Genomic DNA, 15,784 nt, shown 5'->3' with positions numbered 1-15,784 from the left:
GCGCACGGCGAGGCTGCGCATCCGGCGGGGCCGGGGCTGATGATCGCGGCGCTCGGCGTCGTGTTCGGCGACATCGGCACCTCGCCGCTCTACGCCTTCAAGGAGACGATGAACCCCGAGCACGGCGTGCCGTTCTCGCCCGATTCGGTGCTGGGGCTGCTCTCGCTGATCTTCTGGGGGCTGATGTTCGTGGTGACGCTGAAGTACGTGGTGTTCGTGCTGCGGGCCGACCACGACGGCGAAGGCGGCATCCTGGCGCTGCAGGCGCTCGCGCGCAACGCGGTGTCGGGCCCGAAGACCAAGCCCTGGATGTGGAACGCGATCGGGCTGCTGGGCCTGGTGGGCGCGGCCATGTTCTATGGCGACAGCCTGATCACGCCGGCCATCTCGGTGCTGTCGGCGGTCGAGGGGCTGGAAGTGCAGGCGCCGGTGCTGCAGCGCGCGGTGATCCCGATCACGGTGGCGATCCTGGTGGCGCTCTTCATGGTCCAGAAGAAGGGCACGGGCGTGGTCGGCAAGGTGTTCGGGCCGATCATGCTGCTGTGGTTCCTGGTGCTGGCGGCGGCCGGGCTGTGGCAGGTACTGCAGCAGCCGCAGGTGCTGGCGGCGCTCGATCCGCGGCGCGCGTTCGGCTTCCTGATCGAGCACCGGGCGCAGTCGCTGGCGGTGCTGGGCGCGGTGTTCCTGGCCTTCACGGGCGGCGAGGCGCTGTACGCCGACATGGGGCATTTCGGCGCCAAGCCGATCCGGCTGGCCTGGCTCTTCATCGCGCTGCCGGGGCTGGTGCTGAACTACTTTGGACAGGGCGCGCTGGTGCTGGCGAACCCGGCGGCCATCGACAACCCGTTCTTCCGGCTCTTCCCCGCCTGGGGCGTGCTGCCGATGGTGGTGCTGGCCGCCATGGCCACGGTGATCGCCTCGCAGGCGGTGATCTCGGGTGCTTTCTCGCTCACGGCGCAGGCCATGCGCATGGGCTACCTGCCGCGGATGCGGGTGATCCAGACCTCGGGCACGGCCATCGGGCAGATCTACGTGCCGGCGGTCAATTGGCTGCTGATGGTGGGCGTGCTGCTGCTGGTGCTGGGCTTCCGCAGTTCGGGCGCGCTGTCGGCGGCCTACGGCATCGCGGTGTCGATCACGATGGTGACGACCACGCTGCTGGCCGGCATCGTCGCGTGGGGGCTGTGGCGCTGGAACAAGGTGGCGGTGGTGGTGGGCGCGCTGGCCTTCGCGGTGGTCGACCTGACCTTCGTGGTCGCCAACAGCCTGAAGATCGCCGAGGGCGGCTGGCTCACGCTGGCGGTGGCCGTGGTGGTGATGGTGGTCTTCACCACCTGGGCCAAGGGCCGGCGGCTGGGGCTGGAGGCGGCCGAAGCCGAGAGCCTGCCCCTGCGGCCTTTTGTCGAGTCGCTGGCGCTGCACATGCCGCACCGTGTGAGCGGCACGGCGGTGTTTCTGAACCCCGACGCCACGGCGGTGCCGCATGCGCTGCTGCACAACCTCAAGCACAACCAGGTGCTGCACGAGCAGGTGATCGTGCTGCGCGTGATGCCCTGCGACACGCCGCGCGTCGACGCCAGCATGCGCATCGAGGCCGAGCAGCTGATGGACGGCATCTGGATGGTGACCGCGCGCCACGGCTTCATGGAGCGGCCCGACGTGCCCGAGTTCATTCGCATCCTGGCCTACCAGAAGACGCTGGCCATCGATTCGATGAAGACCTCGTACTTCGTTTCCCGCGCCTCGGTGGGCGAAGAGAACCTGCCGGGCATGAACCCGATCCGGCGGGCCTTGTTCGGCTGGTTGCAGCGCAATGCGGGGCGGGCATCCGACTATTTCGAGCTGCCGGACAACCGGCTGGTGGAGATGGGACAACGGACCTGAGAACGTCCGGCAAGCGGCCCTGAGGCGGGCCGCTTCGATCGTGCAAACGGCGCGGAGGATGCTGCCAACTGACCGACGAGTCATTGACAGTATTTAACGTTTACCCTAGATTACTAACCAGTGGGTCATTAAAGGCCCGGGTTTGTCCTTTCTTGGGTGTCTCATGACCGCCTCCGCCATTTCTCCCCGTGTGCGCAGCGCCCTCTGGCTGTTGCTTCCCTCCTTGTTCCTGGCTGGCTGCTCGCCAAAGCCGGCCGCCGAGGAGCCCGTGCGAGCGGTGAAGCTCGTGACCGTCGGCACCAGCGACTTCGACGCCCAGCCCGAGTTCTCGGCCGAGGTCCGGGCCCGCGTCGAATCGCGCCTGGGGTTCCGCGTGGCAGGCAAGATCACCCGGCGACAGGCCGAGCTCGGCCAGCATGTGCAGGCCGGACAGGTGCTGGCCCAGCTCGATCCGCAGGACTACAAGCTGGCCGCCGAAGCCGCGCGGGCCCAGCAGGCCGCGGCCCTGACCAACCGCGACCTCGCCGCCGCCGACCTGAAGCGCTATACCGAACTGCGCCAGCAGAACTTCATCAGCGGCGCTGAGCTGGAGCGCCGCGAATCGACCTGGAAGGCCGCGCAGGCGCAGCTCGAACAGGCCCAGGCGCAACTGGCCTCGCAAGGCAACCAGGCCAACTACACGACGCTGGTGGCCGACGTGGCCGGCGTCATCACCGCCATCGAGGCCGAACCCGGCCAGGTGGTGCAGGCCGGCACGCCGGTCGTTCGCATTGCGCAGGACGGCGCGCGCGACGTGGTCTTCGCGGTGCCCGAAGATCGCGCCGCGCTCATCAAGGCCGGCTCGCCGGTCGCGGTGCGCGGCTGGTCGGGCGGCGAGATGCTGCAGGGCCAGGTGCGCGAAGTGGCGGCGAGCGCCGATGCGGTCACGCGCACCTATTCGGTCAAGGTCGCGATCGACGCGGCCACCTCGCCCGCGCTCGGCGCCACGGTCTACGCCCGGCCGCAGGCGCTGGCACGCACGAACACCGCGGTGATCAAGCTGCCGACCAGCGCGCTGCGCCAGGAAGGGAAGGGCTCGGCGGTCTGGGTGCTCGACAAGTCGACCATGACCGTGCGTTCGCAACCGGTGCAGGTCGCGACGGCCGACGGCAATGAAGCGGTGATCGGCGGCGGGCTCACGTCCGGCATGATGGTCGTGGCCGCGGGTGTGCATGTGCTGTCGCCGGGGCAGAAGGTCACGATCTACCAGTCCAAGGAGGCGGCCGCGGCCGCCGCCAGCGCGAAGGATGTCGTGCAGGCCGTCGAGGCCGTTGCCGCCACGCAGAAGGAGATCGCTGCGGGTGCTTCCAAATGACGGAAGGCGCAGCGACCACCACCACCGACAAGCCCGCGCGCTTCAACCTTTCCAAATGGGCGCTGGACCACGCGCCCCTGACGCGCTACCTGATGGTGGTGCTGATGGTGCTGGGTGCCTTCGCGTACTTCCAGCTCGGCCAGGACGAAGACCCGCCTTTCACCTTCCGCGCGATGGTCGTGCGGACCTACTGGCCCGGCGCCACGGCGCAGCAGGTGGCCGAGCAGGTCACCGACAAGCTGGAGCGCACGCTGCAGGAAGCGCCGTACGCCGACAAGATCCGCAGCTACTCGAAGCCCGGCGAATCGCAGATCATTTTCCAGATCAAGGATTCGTCGAAGGCCAACGAGGTGGCCAACGTCTGGTACACGGTGCGCAAGAAGATCGGCGACATGCGCAGCACGCTGCCGGCCGGCGTGCAGGGGCCGTTCTTCAATGACGATTTCGGCGACGTCTATGGCGTGATCTACGCGCTCGAGAGCGACGGCTTCAGCTACGCCGAGCTCAAGACACTGGCCGACGACGTGCGCCAGCAGCTGCTGCGCGTGAAGGACGTGGCCAAGGTCGACCAGTTCGGCGTGCAGGACGAGAAGGTCTACATCGAGATTTCGCAGAAGCGCCTGGCGCAGCTGGGACTCGACTTCAACGCGGTGCTGGCGCAGCTCGGCTCGCAGAACGCGATCGAAAGCGCCGGCACGATCCAGTCGCCGCTCGACGTGGTGCAGGTGCGCGTGGGCGGCCAGTTCACCAGCGTCGACCAGTTGCGCGACATGCCGATCCGCGGCAGCTCGGGCAACCAGCTGAAGCTGGGCGACATCGCCGACATCCACCGCGGCTACATCGATCCGCCGGCGGTCAAGGTGCATCACCAGGGCAAGGAAGTGATCGCGCTGGGCGTGTCGATGGCCAAGGGCGGCGACATCATCGCGCTGGGCAAGGCACTCAAGGAAACCACCGCCACCATCGGGCAGCGCCTGCCCGTTGGCGTGAAGCTTGCACAGGTGCAGGACCAGCCGGTGTCGGTGGCCAGCTCGGTGAACGAGTTCGTTGGCGTGTTGATCGAGGCCGTGGCCATCGTGCTGGCCGTGAGCATCATCTCGCTCGGCCTGCACAAGGGCGGGCGCTTCGGCTGGTACATCGATGTGCGGCCGGGGCTGGTGGTGGCCATCACCATTCCGCTGGTGCTGGCCGTGACCTTCCTGGCCATGAACTACTTCGGCATCGGGCTGCACAAGATATCGCTGGGCTCGCTCATCATCGCGCTCGGCCTCTTGGTGGACGACGCGATCATCGCGGTCGAGATGATGGTGCGGAAGATGGAAGAGGGCTACGACAAGGTGCGTGCCGCCACTTTCGCCTACGACGTGACGGCCAAGCCGATGCTGACGGGCACGCTCATCACCGCGGCGGGCTTCCTGCCCATCGGCCTTGCCAAGTCGGTGACGGGCGAATACACCTTCGCGATCTTTGCGGTGACGGTCATTGCGCTGGTGCTCTCGTGGATCGTCTCGGTGTACTTCGTGCCTTACCTCGGCACGCTGCTGCTGAAGGTGAAGCCGCACGACCCCGAAGCGCCGCCGCACGAGCTGTTCGACACGCCGTTCTACAACGTCTTTCGCCGCGCGGTGAACTGGTGCGTGGCACACCGCTGGATGACCATCGGCGCCACGGTGCTGATCTTTGCGCTCGGCATCGTCGGCATGGGCAAGGTGCAGCAGCAGTTCTTTCCCGATTCGAGCCGGCCGGAAATCCTGGTCGACATCTGGTTCCCGGAAGGCACCTCGTTCGCCGCGAACGAAGAGGTGGCCAAGCGGGTCGAGCAGCGCTTCATGCAAGAGGCCGGCGTCAGCACGGTCAGCACCTGGATCGGTTCGGGCGTGCCGCGCTTCTATCTGCCGCTGGACCAGGTGTTTCCGCAGACGAACGTCTCGCAGCTGATCGTGCTTGCCAAGGACCTGAAGGTGCGCGAGACCCTGCGCATCAAGCTGCCTGCACTGCTGGCCCAGGAATTCCCCGAGGTGCGCGGCCGCGTCAAGCTGCTGCCCAACGGGCCGCCGGTGCCGTACCCGGTGCAGTTCCGCGTGATCGGCACCGACCCCGCCGAGCTGCGCGGGCATGCCGACGAGGTCAAGGCCGTGCTGCGCGAGAACGCCAACATGCGCGGCGTGAACGACAACTGGAACGAGTCGGTCAAGGTCATCCGCCTGCAGGTCGACCAGGCCAAGGCACGCGCGCTCGGCGTGACCAGCCAGGCGATCGCACAGGCATCGCGCACCATGTTCAGCGGCACGACCGTGGGCCAGTACCGCGAGAACGACCTGCTGATCGACATCGTGCTGCGCCAGTCGTCCGACGAGCGCGAGGCGATCTCGGACATCGGCAATGCCTACATCCCGACGACCTCGGGCCGCTCGATTCCGCTGACGCAGATCGCCCGCCCGGTGTTCACCTGGGAGCCCGGCGTGATGTGGCGCGAGAACCGCGACTACGCGATCACCGTGCAGGGCGACGTGGTCGAGGGGCTGCAAGGCGCGACCGTCACGGCGCAGTTGCTGCCGAAGCTGCGCGCGCTCGAAGCCGGCTGGCATGCAGCCGGGCAGGGCGGCTACCGCATCGAGGTGGCGGGCGCGGTCGAGGAAAGCAGCAAGGGCTCGGCCTCGATCGTGGCGGGCGTGCCGATCATGCTGTTCCTGGTGTTCACGCTGCTGATGCTGCAGCTGCACAGCTTTAGCCGTTCGTTGCTGGTGTTCATCACCGGCCCGATGGGCATTGCCGGCGTGGCCGGTGCGCTGCTGGTGCTGAACCGGCCCTTCGGCTTCGTCGCGCTGCTGGGCGTGATCGCGTTGATGGGGATGATCCAGCGCAACGCGGTGATCCTGATCGACCAGATCGAGAGCGACCGTGCGGCGGGCGTGCCGGCCTGGGATGCGATCGTCGAGTCGGCGGTGCGGCGGCTGCGGCCCATTGTGCTCACGGCGGCGGCCGCGGTGCTGGCGATGATCCCGTTGTCGCGCAGCGTGTTCTGGGGCCCGATGGCCGTGGCCATCATGGGCGGGCTGATCGTTGCGACCGTGCTGACGCTGCTGGCGTTGCCGGCGATGTATGCCGCCGCGTTCCGTGTGAAGCGCGAGCCGGTGAATCCGGTGGAGCGCGCGCCCGAACCGGCCCCAATTCACGCTTAAAATCGCGAGTTGACCGATTTCAAGCGGATGGTCTTTGGTGCTGCGGAGACCCCGTGGCGCCGGAAGGCCGTCCGCTTTTGCATTCACCTGAAAAAGATTGGCATCGCGCGGGTGGCGAAATTGGTAGACGCACCAGGTTTAGGTCCTGACGTTCGCAAGAACGTGCCGGTTCGAGTCCGGCCCCGCGCACCAGCCCTGCCAAGTAGCCCGTTCTATCGAGCAGTGACGAAGCCCCGTTTCGCAAGGAACGGGGCTTTTTCTTTGCCTGTCTGTCTACCAGTCGCTGCTGCTGCTGTCGCTGCTTCCGCTGTCACTGCTGCTGTCGGAACTGCTGCTACTGCTGCTGGAGTCGTCCCACGAACTCGTGTCCTTGATGCCGAAGTTGTCGTCGACGAAGCTGCGGTCGGGCGCGCGGTCCGGCTCCGGATCGGATGAGGGCCAAAGGCTGCGGCCGATGTCGGCGTTGTGGTTGTGGCTGCCGTGGTTGTTGAAGATGTTGACCGTGTTGCCCCGGTGGTCGTCCGAGCGGTCGTTCAGCAGGTGACGCAGCAGCTCGCCCGCGACCACCGCACCCACGCCCGCCGCGGCACCGGCCGCCAGCGCGCCGCCGACGCTCGGCCCCTGGCTGGGCGGCGGCGAGGGCGGAAAGCCTCCGTCGCTGTTCGCCGTGGCATAGCCCATGGACGAGTCGCTCATGGGCCCCGAGAACCGAGGTGCGCCCGCGGCGCCCGCTGGCACAGGGAAGGTGACGGCGCGCGAACGCCGCCGGAAGAAGGCGTAGGCGACGACAACCAGCGCCACGACACCGAGTGGTCCCCAGGGGATCGATCCAGTGGGCGGAAAGTAGTCCGTCGGCGTGGGAGTGGACGCGGGCACCGGCGCGGTAAGCGGGCTCGGCGCAGGCACCGGATCGGGCTTGACCTCCACCGGCTTTTCGAGTTTTCGCTCGAGCTTGGCGAGCGACTCGGCCTTCGCGAACGGGAGGCCCGGCGCAATCTCCTTGGCCAGGGACAGCGCCTCGCGCGCGTCGTCGAGCTTGCCGTCCATGGCGAGCAGTTCCGCGTGAACGAAATGGGCCTTCGCGCTGTTCGGATGGTTCTTCAGCACCTTGGCGATCATCGCGTTGGCTTCCGCCATCCGGCCGTTCTTTGCCGCCTCGTAGATCTGCTGGATGCCCGGCTCCTTCGGCGCCGTCTTGGCCAGCGCGGGCGTGGGTGCGGCGAACGAGATGGCCAGCACGAAGGCGATGGCGGCGAACAGGCGCTGGAGCATGAAATTTCCTCGAGGCGATGGCGAATCGCCCGCCACTGTAAGGGCGAAACCGGGCCGCAAATCCGGTCCGATCCGCAAACTCCGCGCGTCGTGCCTTGCGCCGGCAAAAGAGGGCGTTCCCGGCCGATTAGAATCGCGGGTTGCCCAGTTTTGCGCGCGGCACGTGTGTGCCTCCGCATAAATCCCGCTAGCGCGTGTAAGTCCTTGATCTGTATTGATAAAAAGATGCAGGCCCCGCGCACCAGCCCCCTTACAAGGAAGACACCATGACCGTGAACGTTGAAACTCTCGAGAAGCTCGAACGCAAGATCACGCTGACCCTGCCGGTCGGCACCATCCAGTCCGAAGTCGATTCGCGCCTCAAGAAGCTCGCGCGCACCGTCAAGATGGACGGCTTCCGTCCGGGCAAGGTGCCCATGAACGTCGTGGCCCAGCGCTATGGCTACTCGGTGCACTACGAAGTCATGAACGACAAGGTCGGCGAAGCCTTCTCGCAAGCCGCCAACGAAGCCAAGCTGCGCGTGGCAGGCCAGCCCCGCATCACCGAGAAGGAAGAGTCGCCCGAAGGCCAGCTCGCCTTCGACGCGGTCTTCGAAGTGTTCCCCGAAGTCAAGATCAATGACCTGTCGGGCGCCGAAGTCGAGAAGCTCTCGGCCGAAGTGGGCGACGAAGCCATCGACAAGACGCTCGACATCCTGCGCAAGCAGCGCCGTACCTTCGCCCAGCGCGCACAAGACGCCGTGGCACAAGACGACGACCGTGTCACGGTCGACTTCGAAGGCAAGATCGACGGCGAGCCCTTCCAGGGCGGCAAGGCCGAAGATTTCCAGTTCGTCGTCGGCGAAGGCCAGATGCTCAAGGAATTCGAAGACGCCGTGCGCGGCATGAAGTCCGGCGACAGCCGCACCTTCCCGCTGTCGTTCCCGGCCGATTACCACGGCAAGGACGTGGCCGGCAAGCAAGCCGACTTCATGGTCACCGTGAAGAAGATCGAAGCCTCGCACCTGCCCGAAGTCAACGAACAACTCGCCAAGTCGCTCGGCATTGCCGAAGCCACCGTCGAAGGCCTGCGTGCCGACATCAAGCGCAACCTCGAGCGCGAAGTGAAGTTCCGCCTGCTGGCCCGCAACAAGAACGCCGTGATGGACGCGCTGGTTGCCAACGCCGAACTCGACCTGCCGAACGCCAGCGTGCAGTCGGAAGTCGCCCGCATGATCGAAGGCGCCCGCGCCGAGCTCAAGCAGCGCGGCATCAAGGATGCCGACAAGGCCCCGATTCCCGAGGAAGTGTTCCGTCCGCAAGCCGAGCGCCGCGTGCGCCTGGGCCTCGTCGTCGCCGAACTGGTGCGCTCGAACAACCTGCAGGCCAAGCCCGAGCAGATCAAGGCTCACATCGACGAACTGGCCGCCAGCTACGAAAAGCCGGCCGACGTGGTGCGCTGGTACTTCAGCGACAACAACCGTCTGGCCGAAGTCGAAGCCGTGGTCATCGAGAACAACGTGACCGACTTCGTGCTGGGCAAGGCCAAGGTCAACGAAAAGTCGGTGTCGTTCGACGAACTGATGGCGCAACAGCAGGGCTGATCTCCGTCGCCGCCCGCATCGCCAATGGGGCTTGTGCTTTGCGGCACGAGCCCCATTTCACTCAGGCGTACAGTTCAGAAACAGCGAACGATTCCATCTTCCGGAGAGCAAATTCATGAGCGCACAGGAAATTCAAGGCCTCGGCATGGTTCCGATGGTCATCGAGCAATCGGGCCGTGGCGAGCGGTCTTATGACATCTACTCGCGCCTTCTCAAGGAGCGCATCATTTTCCTGGTGGGCGAGGTCAACGACCAGACCGCCAACCTCGTGGTGGCGCAGTTGCTGTTCCTCGAAAGCGAGAACCCGGACAAGGACATCTCGTTCTACATCAACTCCCCGGGCGGCAGCGTGAGCGCCGGCATGGCGATCTACGACACCATGCAGTTCATCAAGCCCGACGTGTCGACCATGTGCCTGGGCTTTGCGGCCAGCATGGGCGCCTTCCTGCTGGCTGCCGGCGAGAAGGGCAAGCGCTTCTCGCTGCCCAACTCGAAGATCATGATTCACCAGGTCCTGGGCGGCGCCCGTGGCCAGGCCACCGACATCGAGATCCATGCACGCGACATCCTGCGTACCAAGGACCAGATGAACCGCATCCTGGCCGAGCGCACCGGCCAGCCATTGGAAAAGGTCAAGGCCGACACCGAGCGCGACTACTTCCTGACGGCCGACGAGGCCAAGGACTACGGCCTGGTGGACCAGGTCGTCGCCAAGCGCGGCTGACGCGGCCAACGCGGTTGCGGCCGCCTGGCGCTGAAGGCGCCAATTGGCAGAAAACGGCGTTTTCCACAAGGGGAACGCCGTTTTTGTTTAGTTATCATTGTCCCTACCCTGTAACGAGGCACCTGTCCATGGCCGATAAAAAAGGCTCTTCCAGCGAAAAAACGCTTTATTGCTCGTTCTGCGGCAAGAGCCAGCATGAGGTCAAGAAGCTGATCGCGGGCCCTTCGGTCTTCATTTGCGACGAGTGCATCGACCTTTGCAACGAGATCATCCGCGACGAACTCCCGGCCGGTGAAGAGGCGCGCGAAGCACGCAGCGACCTGCCCACGCCGCTGGAGATCAAGACCAACCTCGACAACTACGTGATCGGCCAGGAGCCGGCCAAGCGCATGCTGTCGGTGGCGGTCTACAACCACTACAAGCGCCTTCGCCACAAGGAAAAGAACACCAAGGGCGACGAGGTCGAGCTCAGCAAGAGCAACATCCTCTTGATCGGCCCGACGGGCTCGGGCAAGACGCTGCTGGCGCAAACGCTCGCGCGCATGCTCGACGTGCCCTTCGTGATGGCCGACGCCACCACGCTGACCGAAGCCGGCTACGTGGGCGAAGACGTCGAGAACATCATCCAGAAGCTGCTGCAGAGCTGCAACTACGAAGTCGAGCGCGCCCAGCGCGGCATCGTCTACATCGACGAAATCGACAAGATCTCGCGCAAGTCCGACAACCCTTCGATCACCCGCGACGTGTCGGGCGAGGGCGTCCAGCAGGCGCTGCTGAAGCTCATCGAAGGCACGATGGCCAGCGTGCCGCCGCAGGGCGGCCGCAAGCATCCCAATCAAGACTTTTTGCAGATCGACACGACCAACATCCTGTTCATCTGCGGCGGCGCGTTTGCTGGCCTCGAGAAGGTCATTGAAAACCGCACCGAGGCCTCGGGCATCGGCTTCGGCGCTTCGGTCAAGAGCAAGGCGCAGCGCAGCATCACCGAGGTGTTTCGCGAAGTCGAACCCGAAGACCTGATCAAGTTCGGCCTGATCCCCGAACTGGTGGGCCGCATGCCCGTGGTGGCGTCGCTGGCCGAGCTCAGCGAAGACGCGCTGGTGCAGATCCTGACCGAGCCGAAGAACGCGGTGGTCAAGCAGTTCACCAAGCTGCTGCAAATGGAAGGCGTGGACCTCGAGATCCGTCCGGCGGCGCTCAAGGCGATCGCACGCAAGGCGCTGGCCCGCAAGACCGGTGCACGCGGCCTGCGCTCGATCCTTGAACAGTCGCTGATCGACACCATGTTCGAATTGCCGAACGCGACCAATGTCGACAAGGTGGTGGTCGAGGAATCGACCATCGACGAAAACAAGCCGCCGCTGCTCGTGTACCGCGAAGCGGCGAAAAAGGCCTAAAGCCAAAGACGCGAAGGATCTGCATGTCTGGCCACACCCCATTGCCTCCCGAAGCCCTCGACCTGCCGCTGCTGCCGCTGCGCGACGTCGTGGTGTTTCCCCACATGGTGATCCCGCTCTTCGTGGGACGCCCCAAGAGCATCAAGGCGCTCGAACTGGCCATGGAGGCCGAGCGCCGCATCATGCTGGTGGCCCAGAAGGCTGCCGCCAAGGACGAGCCCTCGGTCGAGGACATGTTCGAGGTCGGTTGCGTCTCGACCATCCTGCAGATGCTCAAGCTGCCCGATGGCACGGTGAAGGTGCTGGTCGAAGGTCAGCAGCGCGCACGCGTCAACCGCATCGACGACGGCGAAACCCACTTCACGGCCAACGTGACGCCCGTCGAGGCGCCTGAAGGCGGCGAGAAGGGCACCGAGGTCGAAGCGCTGCGCCGTGCGGTGATGCAGCAGTTCGACCAGTACGTCAAGCTCAACAAGAAGATTCCGCCCGAGATCCTCACCTCGATCTCGAGCATCGACGATCCGGGCCGCCTGGCCGACACGATCGCCGCGCACCTGCCGCTCAAGCTCGACAACAAGCAGGCCGTGCTCGACCTGGACGACGTCAAGGCGCGCCTTGAAAACCTGTTCGGCCAACTCGAACGCGAAGTCGACATCCTGAACGTCGACAAGAAGATCCGTGGCCGCGTGAAGCGCCAGATGGAGAAGAACCAGCGCGACTTCTACCTCAACGAGCAGGTCAAGGCCATCCAGAAGGAGCTCGGCGAAGGCGAAGAGGGCGCGGACATCGAGGAGATCGAGAAGAAGATCAAGCTCGCCAAGATGTCCAAGGAAGGCCTGAAGAAGGCCGAAGGCGAACTCAAGAAGCTCAAGCTGATGTCGCCCATGTCGGCCGAGGCCACCGTGGTGCGCAACTACATCGACGTGCTGATCGGCCTGCCGTGGAGCAAGAAGACCAAGATCAAGCACGACCTGGCCAATGCCGAGGCTGTGCTCAATGCCGACCACTACGGCCTCGAGAAGGTCAAGGACCGCATCCTTGAATATCTCGCGGTGCAGCAACGCGTAGACAAGGTCAAGGCACCCATCCTGTGCCTCGTGGGCCCACCGGGTGTCGGCAAGACCTCGCTGGGGCAGTCGATCGCCAAGGCGACCGGCCGCAAGTACACCCGCATGGCGCTCGGCGGCATGCGTGACGAAGCCGAGATTCGCGGGCATCGCCGCACCTACATCGGCGCGCTGCCGGGCAAGGTGCTGCAGGGCCTGAGCAAGATCGGCACGCGCAATCCGCTGTTCCTGCTCGACGAAATCGACAAGCTGGGCACGGACTTCCGCGGCGACCCGTCGAGCGCGCTGCTCGAAGTGCTCGACCCCGAGCAGAACCACACCTTCGGCGACCACTACGTGGAAGTCGATTTCGACCTGAGCGACGTGATGTTCGTCGCCACCTCGAACTCGATGAACATTCCGCCGGCGCTGCTGGACCGCATGGAAGTCATTCGCCTCTCGGGCTATACCGAGGACGAGAAGACGCACATCGCGATCAAGTACCTGCTGCCGAAGCAGTTGAAGAACAACGGCGTCAAGGAAGACGAACTCCTCGTCACCGAAGAAGCCGTGCGCGACATCGTGCGCTACTACACGCGTGAAGCCGGCGTGCGTTCGCTCGAGCGCGAGTTGTCCAAGATCTGCCGCAAGGTGGTCAAGGGCCTGCTGCTCAAGCAGATGACGCCGAAGGTGACGGTCAACGGTGCGAACCTCAACGAGTTCCTGGGCGTGCGCAAGTACAGCTTCGGCCTCGCCGAGAAGCAGAACCAGGTTGGTCAGGTCGTCGGCCTGGCGTGGACCGAAGTCGGCGGCGATCTGCTGACGATCGAAGCGGTCACGATGCCTGGCAAGGGCGTGATCAGCCGCACGGGTTCGCTCGGCGATGTGATGAAGGAGTCGGTCGAAGCCGCACGCACCGTGGTGCGCAGCCGCTCGCGCCGGTTGGGCATCAAGGACGAGGTGTTCGAGAAGCGCGACATCCACATCCACGTGCCCGACGGTGCCACCCCCAAGGACGGCCCGAGCGCGGGCGCGGCGATGACGACGGCCTTCGTGTCGGCGCTCACGGGCATCCCCGTGCGCAGCGACGTTGCGATGACCGGTGAAATCACGCTGCGCGGCGAGGTCACGGCCATCGGTGGCCTGAAGGAAAAGCTGCTGGCCGCATTGCGCGGTGGCATCAAGACCGTGCTGATCCCGGAAGAGAACGCCAAGGACCTGCAGGACATTCCCGAGAACGTGAAGAACGGCCTCGAGATCGTGCCCGTCAAGTGGATCGACAAGGTCCTCGAGATCGCGCTCGAGAAGACGCCCGAGCCGCTGTCCGACGAAGAGGTGGCTGCATCGGCTGCGGCCTTGGCCGAGTTGGCCAAGCAGCGCGCCGGAACGCCGGCCGCCGAAGGTTCGGTCAAACATTGACGGTGCAACTTGCGAAGCCTCGAAAAACTGGTATATAATTCGAGGCTCGAAACGCGGGAATAGCTCAGTTGGTAGAGCGCAACCTTGCCAAGGTTGAGGTCGAGAGTTCGAGACTCTTTTCCCGCTCCAGTTTTGAAAAAGGGAAGCAACAGCTTCCCTTTTTTTCGCAAGTTCGTTTTTTGTTCTGCGTGGCGCGATAGCAAAGCGGTTATGCAACGGATTGCAAATCCGTCTAGCCCGGTTCGACTCCGGGTCGCGCCTCCACCTTCTCGTTAGACACGATTCGATCCGACAAACAAGCCCCGCCAACCGACGTTGCCGGGGCTTGTTTTGTTTGGGTTATCGTCGATGTTCAACCTGACGCCCGGATGGTGAAATTGGTAGACACATCGGACTTAAAATCCGCCGCTTCCTTAATCGGGGCATACGGGTTCGACCCCCGTTCCGGGTACCAAACTTACAAGGGAGCATTCGATGCCTCGCTACAACGCTCCATTTGAAATCCATGTGCACGGCGATGTGCCGCTGCGTCCGGACGTGAGCTTCGACCAGATCCAGGAAGCGCTCAAGCCATTGTGGAAGTACGCCGGTGCCAAGTCGCTGGCCGACGGCGCCACAAGCACCTACGAAGAAGAGCCGGGCATCCGCTTCGAGCAGAAGGACCACACGCTGCAGATGTGCTGGACGGTGCCGGGCGACGAAGACTTCCGCCAGGCGCTCGACGAAATGTGCATGGGCCTGAACGAACTGTCGGACCGCGGCGCCGCCATCGAAGTCACCTTCTACGACACCGACTTCGACGAAGAAGAAGGCGACCCCGACGAAGAATCGCGCGACGACTTCCTGATGCTGTTCGTCGGCCCCAACCCGGCCGCGATCATGCAGGTGCAGCGCGACCTGCTGGTCGAAGACGTCGTCAATCTCATGGAGCGCCATTTCGATGGCGCCGAGCTGGGTGGTGTCGTGTCCGAGATCGATCGCCTCTTCAGCGACCGTTTCGATGCGCTCGTGAACTCCCTCGAAATCGGCAAGCGCCCGCGTGGCACGGGCGGTACCGGCGGTGGTGGAGGCAGCGGTGGCGGTCATGGCGGCGGACGCCGTCCCCGTCACCTGCACTGAGCCGGACGGCGGTCAGTTCCGTTGTTGTTGCTGCTGTTGCAGCAACGACTTCGGCACACGGAAGCGCTCGCCGTCGTAGCGCAGCGTCACGGTGCTGAACTTGGCGGGCAGCGCTCTTTCGACACAGGTCTGATCCTCCTGCTCCTGCGCGCGGCTTTGCACGAGCGTGCGCGACAACATTAGGTCGGCAAAGCCATTGCTGCTGGCCTTGCCGACCGAGAGCATGGTCCGCAGCTTCTCGAAGTGACCGGTGCAGGTCGCGTCCCATCCCCCGTTGTCGTGGTCGAGTTCGATCTCCTGCAGCACCTGCCGCAGCTTGTTGGCGTGGTGCACATACAGGCGCACGGTCTCGCTGGCCAGCGGGCCGGCGGACGTGCTGCCGTTCTTGTAGCGAATGCGCAGGCCGAAGGCGCGCGCGTCGGCAGACAGCACATAGCGCGAGGTATCGACGCGAATATCCTGGATCGACGTGGTGGCGTCTTCGTCGAGCGCTTCGGGCTGAAAGAGCCGCCCGATCACCGTGTCGCGCTCGGTGTTGCCGTTGTCCGGCCGCTGGATCAGCAGCAGCTCGAGGTCAAAGACTTTCCCGCCGGTATCGGTGGTCTCGCGCGGCATGGGCAGCACGACGATGCTGCGCCCCGGAAAAGCCGGCCAGACCTTGCAGGCGGCCAGTCGCTCGTCGAGCGGGCGGTTCGGATGGAGCTTGGCGTGCATGCGCTCGGCCAGGCCGCTTTCGCAGGCGGCATGGCTCAGGCTGGCCGTGAAGACGCACAGCAGGAGCAGGGCGGGGCGCAGGAGGCGCAT

At 65.0% G+C, this 15,784-nt stretch carries 10 protein-coding genes and 4 tRNA genes; 12 read left to right on the top strand and 2 right to left on the bottom strand.

The genetic code is table 11. The features are described from left to right. Window positions 1-39 precede the first annotated feature (39 nt). The 4 genes from BLQ28_RS16740 (at window position 40) to BLQ28_RS16725 (ending at window position 6,612) form a co-directional block, all read left to right on the top strand. Complete coding sequence (locus tag BLQ28_RS16740) at window positions 40-1,884, top strand: potassium transporter Kup (protein ID WP_093241434.1); 1,845 nt, start codon at window positions 40-42, stop codon at window positions 1,882-1,884. 163 nt (window positions 1,885-2,047) lie between these two features. Next, on the top strand, window positions 2,048-3,238 hold the full coding sequence (locus tag BLQ28_RS16735) for an efflux RND transporter periplasmic adaptor subunit (RefSeq protein ID WP_093241431.1): 1,191 nt from the start codon (window positions 2,048-2,050) through the stop codon (window positions 3,236-3,238). Next, complete coding sequence (locus tag BLQ28_RS16730) at window positions 3,235-6,420, top strand: efflux RND transporter permease subunit (protein ID WP_093241428.1); 3,186 nt, start codon at window positions 3,235-3,237, stop codon at window positions 6,418-6,420. The genes BLQ28_RS16735 and BLQ28_RS16730 overlap by 4 nt, the downstream gene beginning before the upstream one ends. 105 nt (window positions 6,421-6,525) lie before the next feature. Next, window positions 6,526-6,612, top strand: a tRNA-Leu gene (locus BLQ28_RS16725). A gap of 81 nt (window positions 6,613-6,693) precedes the next feature. Here BLQ28_RS16725 and BLQ28_RS16720 read toward each other — a convergent pair. Beyond that, window positions 6,694-7,692 (bottom strand): tetratricopeptide repeat protein, encoded by a 999-nt coding sequence (locus tag BLQ28_RS16720; protein WP_093241425.1) that lies wholly within the window; start codon window positions 7,690-7,692, stop codon window positions 6,694-6,696. A gap of 266 nt (window positions 7,693-7,958) precedes the next feature. Between BLQ28_RS16720 and tig the strand changes: the two genes are divergently transcribed. From tig to BLQ28_RS16680, 8 genes are all read left to right on the top strand, one after another. Then, on the top strand, window positions 7,959-9,275 hold the full coding sequence (tig, locus tag BLQ28_RS16715; protein WP_093241422.1) for a trigger factor: 1,317 nt from the start codon (window positions 7,959-7,961) through the stop codon (window positions 9,273-9,275). Between the two features lie 115 nt (window positions 9,276-9,390). Next, window positions 9,391-9,999: an ATP-dependent Clp endopeptidase proteolytic subunit ClpP gene (clpP, locus tag BLQ28_RS16710; protein WP_081270880.1), complete on the top strand. Its 609-nt coding sequence runs from the start codon at window positions 9,391-9,393 to the stop codon at window positions 9,997-9,999. A 128-nt stretch (window positions 10,000-10,127) separates the two neighbouring features. Continuing rightward, window positions 10,128-11,396 carry an ATP-dependent Clp protease ATP-binding subunit ClpX gene (gene clpX / locus BLQ28_RS16705; RefSeq protein WP_093241419.1) on the top strand — a complete coding sequence of 423 codons (1,269 nt, stop codon included), beginning with the start codon at window positions 10,128-10,130 and terminating at the stop codon, window positions 11,394-11,396. A gap of 23 nt (window positions 11,397-11,419) precedes the next feature. Continuing rightward, on the top strand, window positions 11,420-13,861 hold the full coding sequence (gene lon, locus BLQ28_RS16700; RefSeq protein WP_093241416.1) for an endopeptidase La: 2,442 nt from the start codon (window positions 11,420-11,422) through the stop codon (window positions 13,859-13,861). Between the two features lie 53 nt (window positions 13,862-13,914). Further along, window positions 13,915-13,990: transfer RNA gene (locus BLQ28_RS16695), tRNA-Gly, on the top strand. A 61-nt stretch (window positions 13,991-14,051) separates the two neighbouring features. Beyond that, window positions 14,052-14,125 (top strand) — tRNA-Cys (locus tag BLQ28_RS16690). 98 nt (window positions 14,126-14,223) lie between these two features. Next, window positions 14,224-14,315 (top strand) — tRNA-Leu (locus BLQ28_RS16685). Window positions 14,316-14,335: 20 nt separating this feature from the next. Beyond that, a complete protein-coding gene (locus BLQ28_RS16680; protein WP_093241413.1) occupies window positions 14,336-14,980 on the top strand; it encodes a DUF6806 family protein in 645 nt (214 codons plus the stop codon). 12 nt (window positions 14,981-14,992) lie between these two features. On the opposite strand, the gene BLQ28_RS16675 is transcribed toward BLQ28_RS16680, so the two are convergent. Beyond that, a complete protein-coding gene (locus BLQ28_RS16675) occupies window positions 14,993-15,784 on the bottom strand; it encodes a PA3715 family protein (RefSeq protein WP_093241783.1) in 792 nt (263 codons plus the stop codon).

Origin of the sequence: Variovorax sp. EL159 (assembly GCF_900100965.1) — a bacterium.
Classification (GTDB): domain Bacteria; phylum Pseudomonadota; class Gammaproteobacteria; order Burkholderiales; family Burkholderiaceae_C; genus Variovorax.
Note: the sequence above shows the minus strand (reverse complement) of the source record. Positions and strands in the feature narration are given on the sequence as shown.

Excerpts from the sequence above, each read along its gene's own strand:
- BLQ28_RS16740 (WP_093241434.1), top strand. The coding sequence starts at position 40 with ATGATCGCGGCGCTCGGCGTCGTGTTCGGCGACATCGGCACCTCGCCG.
- BLQ28_RS16735 (WP_093241431.1), top strand. The coding sequence starts at position 2,048 with ATGACCGCCTCCGCCATTTCTCCCCGTGTGCGCAGCGCCCTCTGGCTG.
- BLQ28_RS16730 (WP_093241428.1), top strand. The coding sequence starts at position 3,235 with ATGACGGAAGGCGCAGCGACCACCACCACCGACAAGCCCGCGCGCTTC.
- BLQ28_RS16720 (WP_093241425.1), bottom strand. The coding sequence starts at position 7,692 with ATGCTCCAGCGCCTGTTCGCCGCCATCGCCTTCGTGCTGGCCATCTCG.
- tig (WP_093241422.1), top strand. The coding sequence starts at position 7,959 with ATGACCGTGAACGTTGAAACTCTCGAGAAGCTCGAACGCAAGATCACG.
- clpP (WP_081270880.1), top strand. The coding sequence starts at position 9,391 with ATGAGCGCACAGGAAATTCAAGGCCTCGGCATGGTTCCGATGGTCATC.
- clpX (WP_093241419.1), top strand. The coding sequence starts at position 10,128 with ATGGCCGATAAAAAAGGCTCTTCCAGCGAAAAAACGCTTTATTGCTCG.
- lon (WP_093241416.1), top strand. The coding sequence starts at position 11,420 with ATGTCTGGCCACACCCCATTGCCTCCCGAAGCCCTCGACCTGCCGCTG.
- BLQ28_RS16680 (WP_093241413.1), top strand. The coding sequence starts at position 14,336 with ATGCCTCGCTACAACGCTCCATTTGAAATCCATGTGCACGGCGATGTG.
- BLQ28_RS16675 (WP_093241783.1), bottom strand. The coding sequence starts at position 15,784 with ATGCGCCTCCTGCGCCCCGCCCTGCTCCTGCTGTGCGTCTTCACGGCC.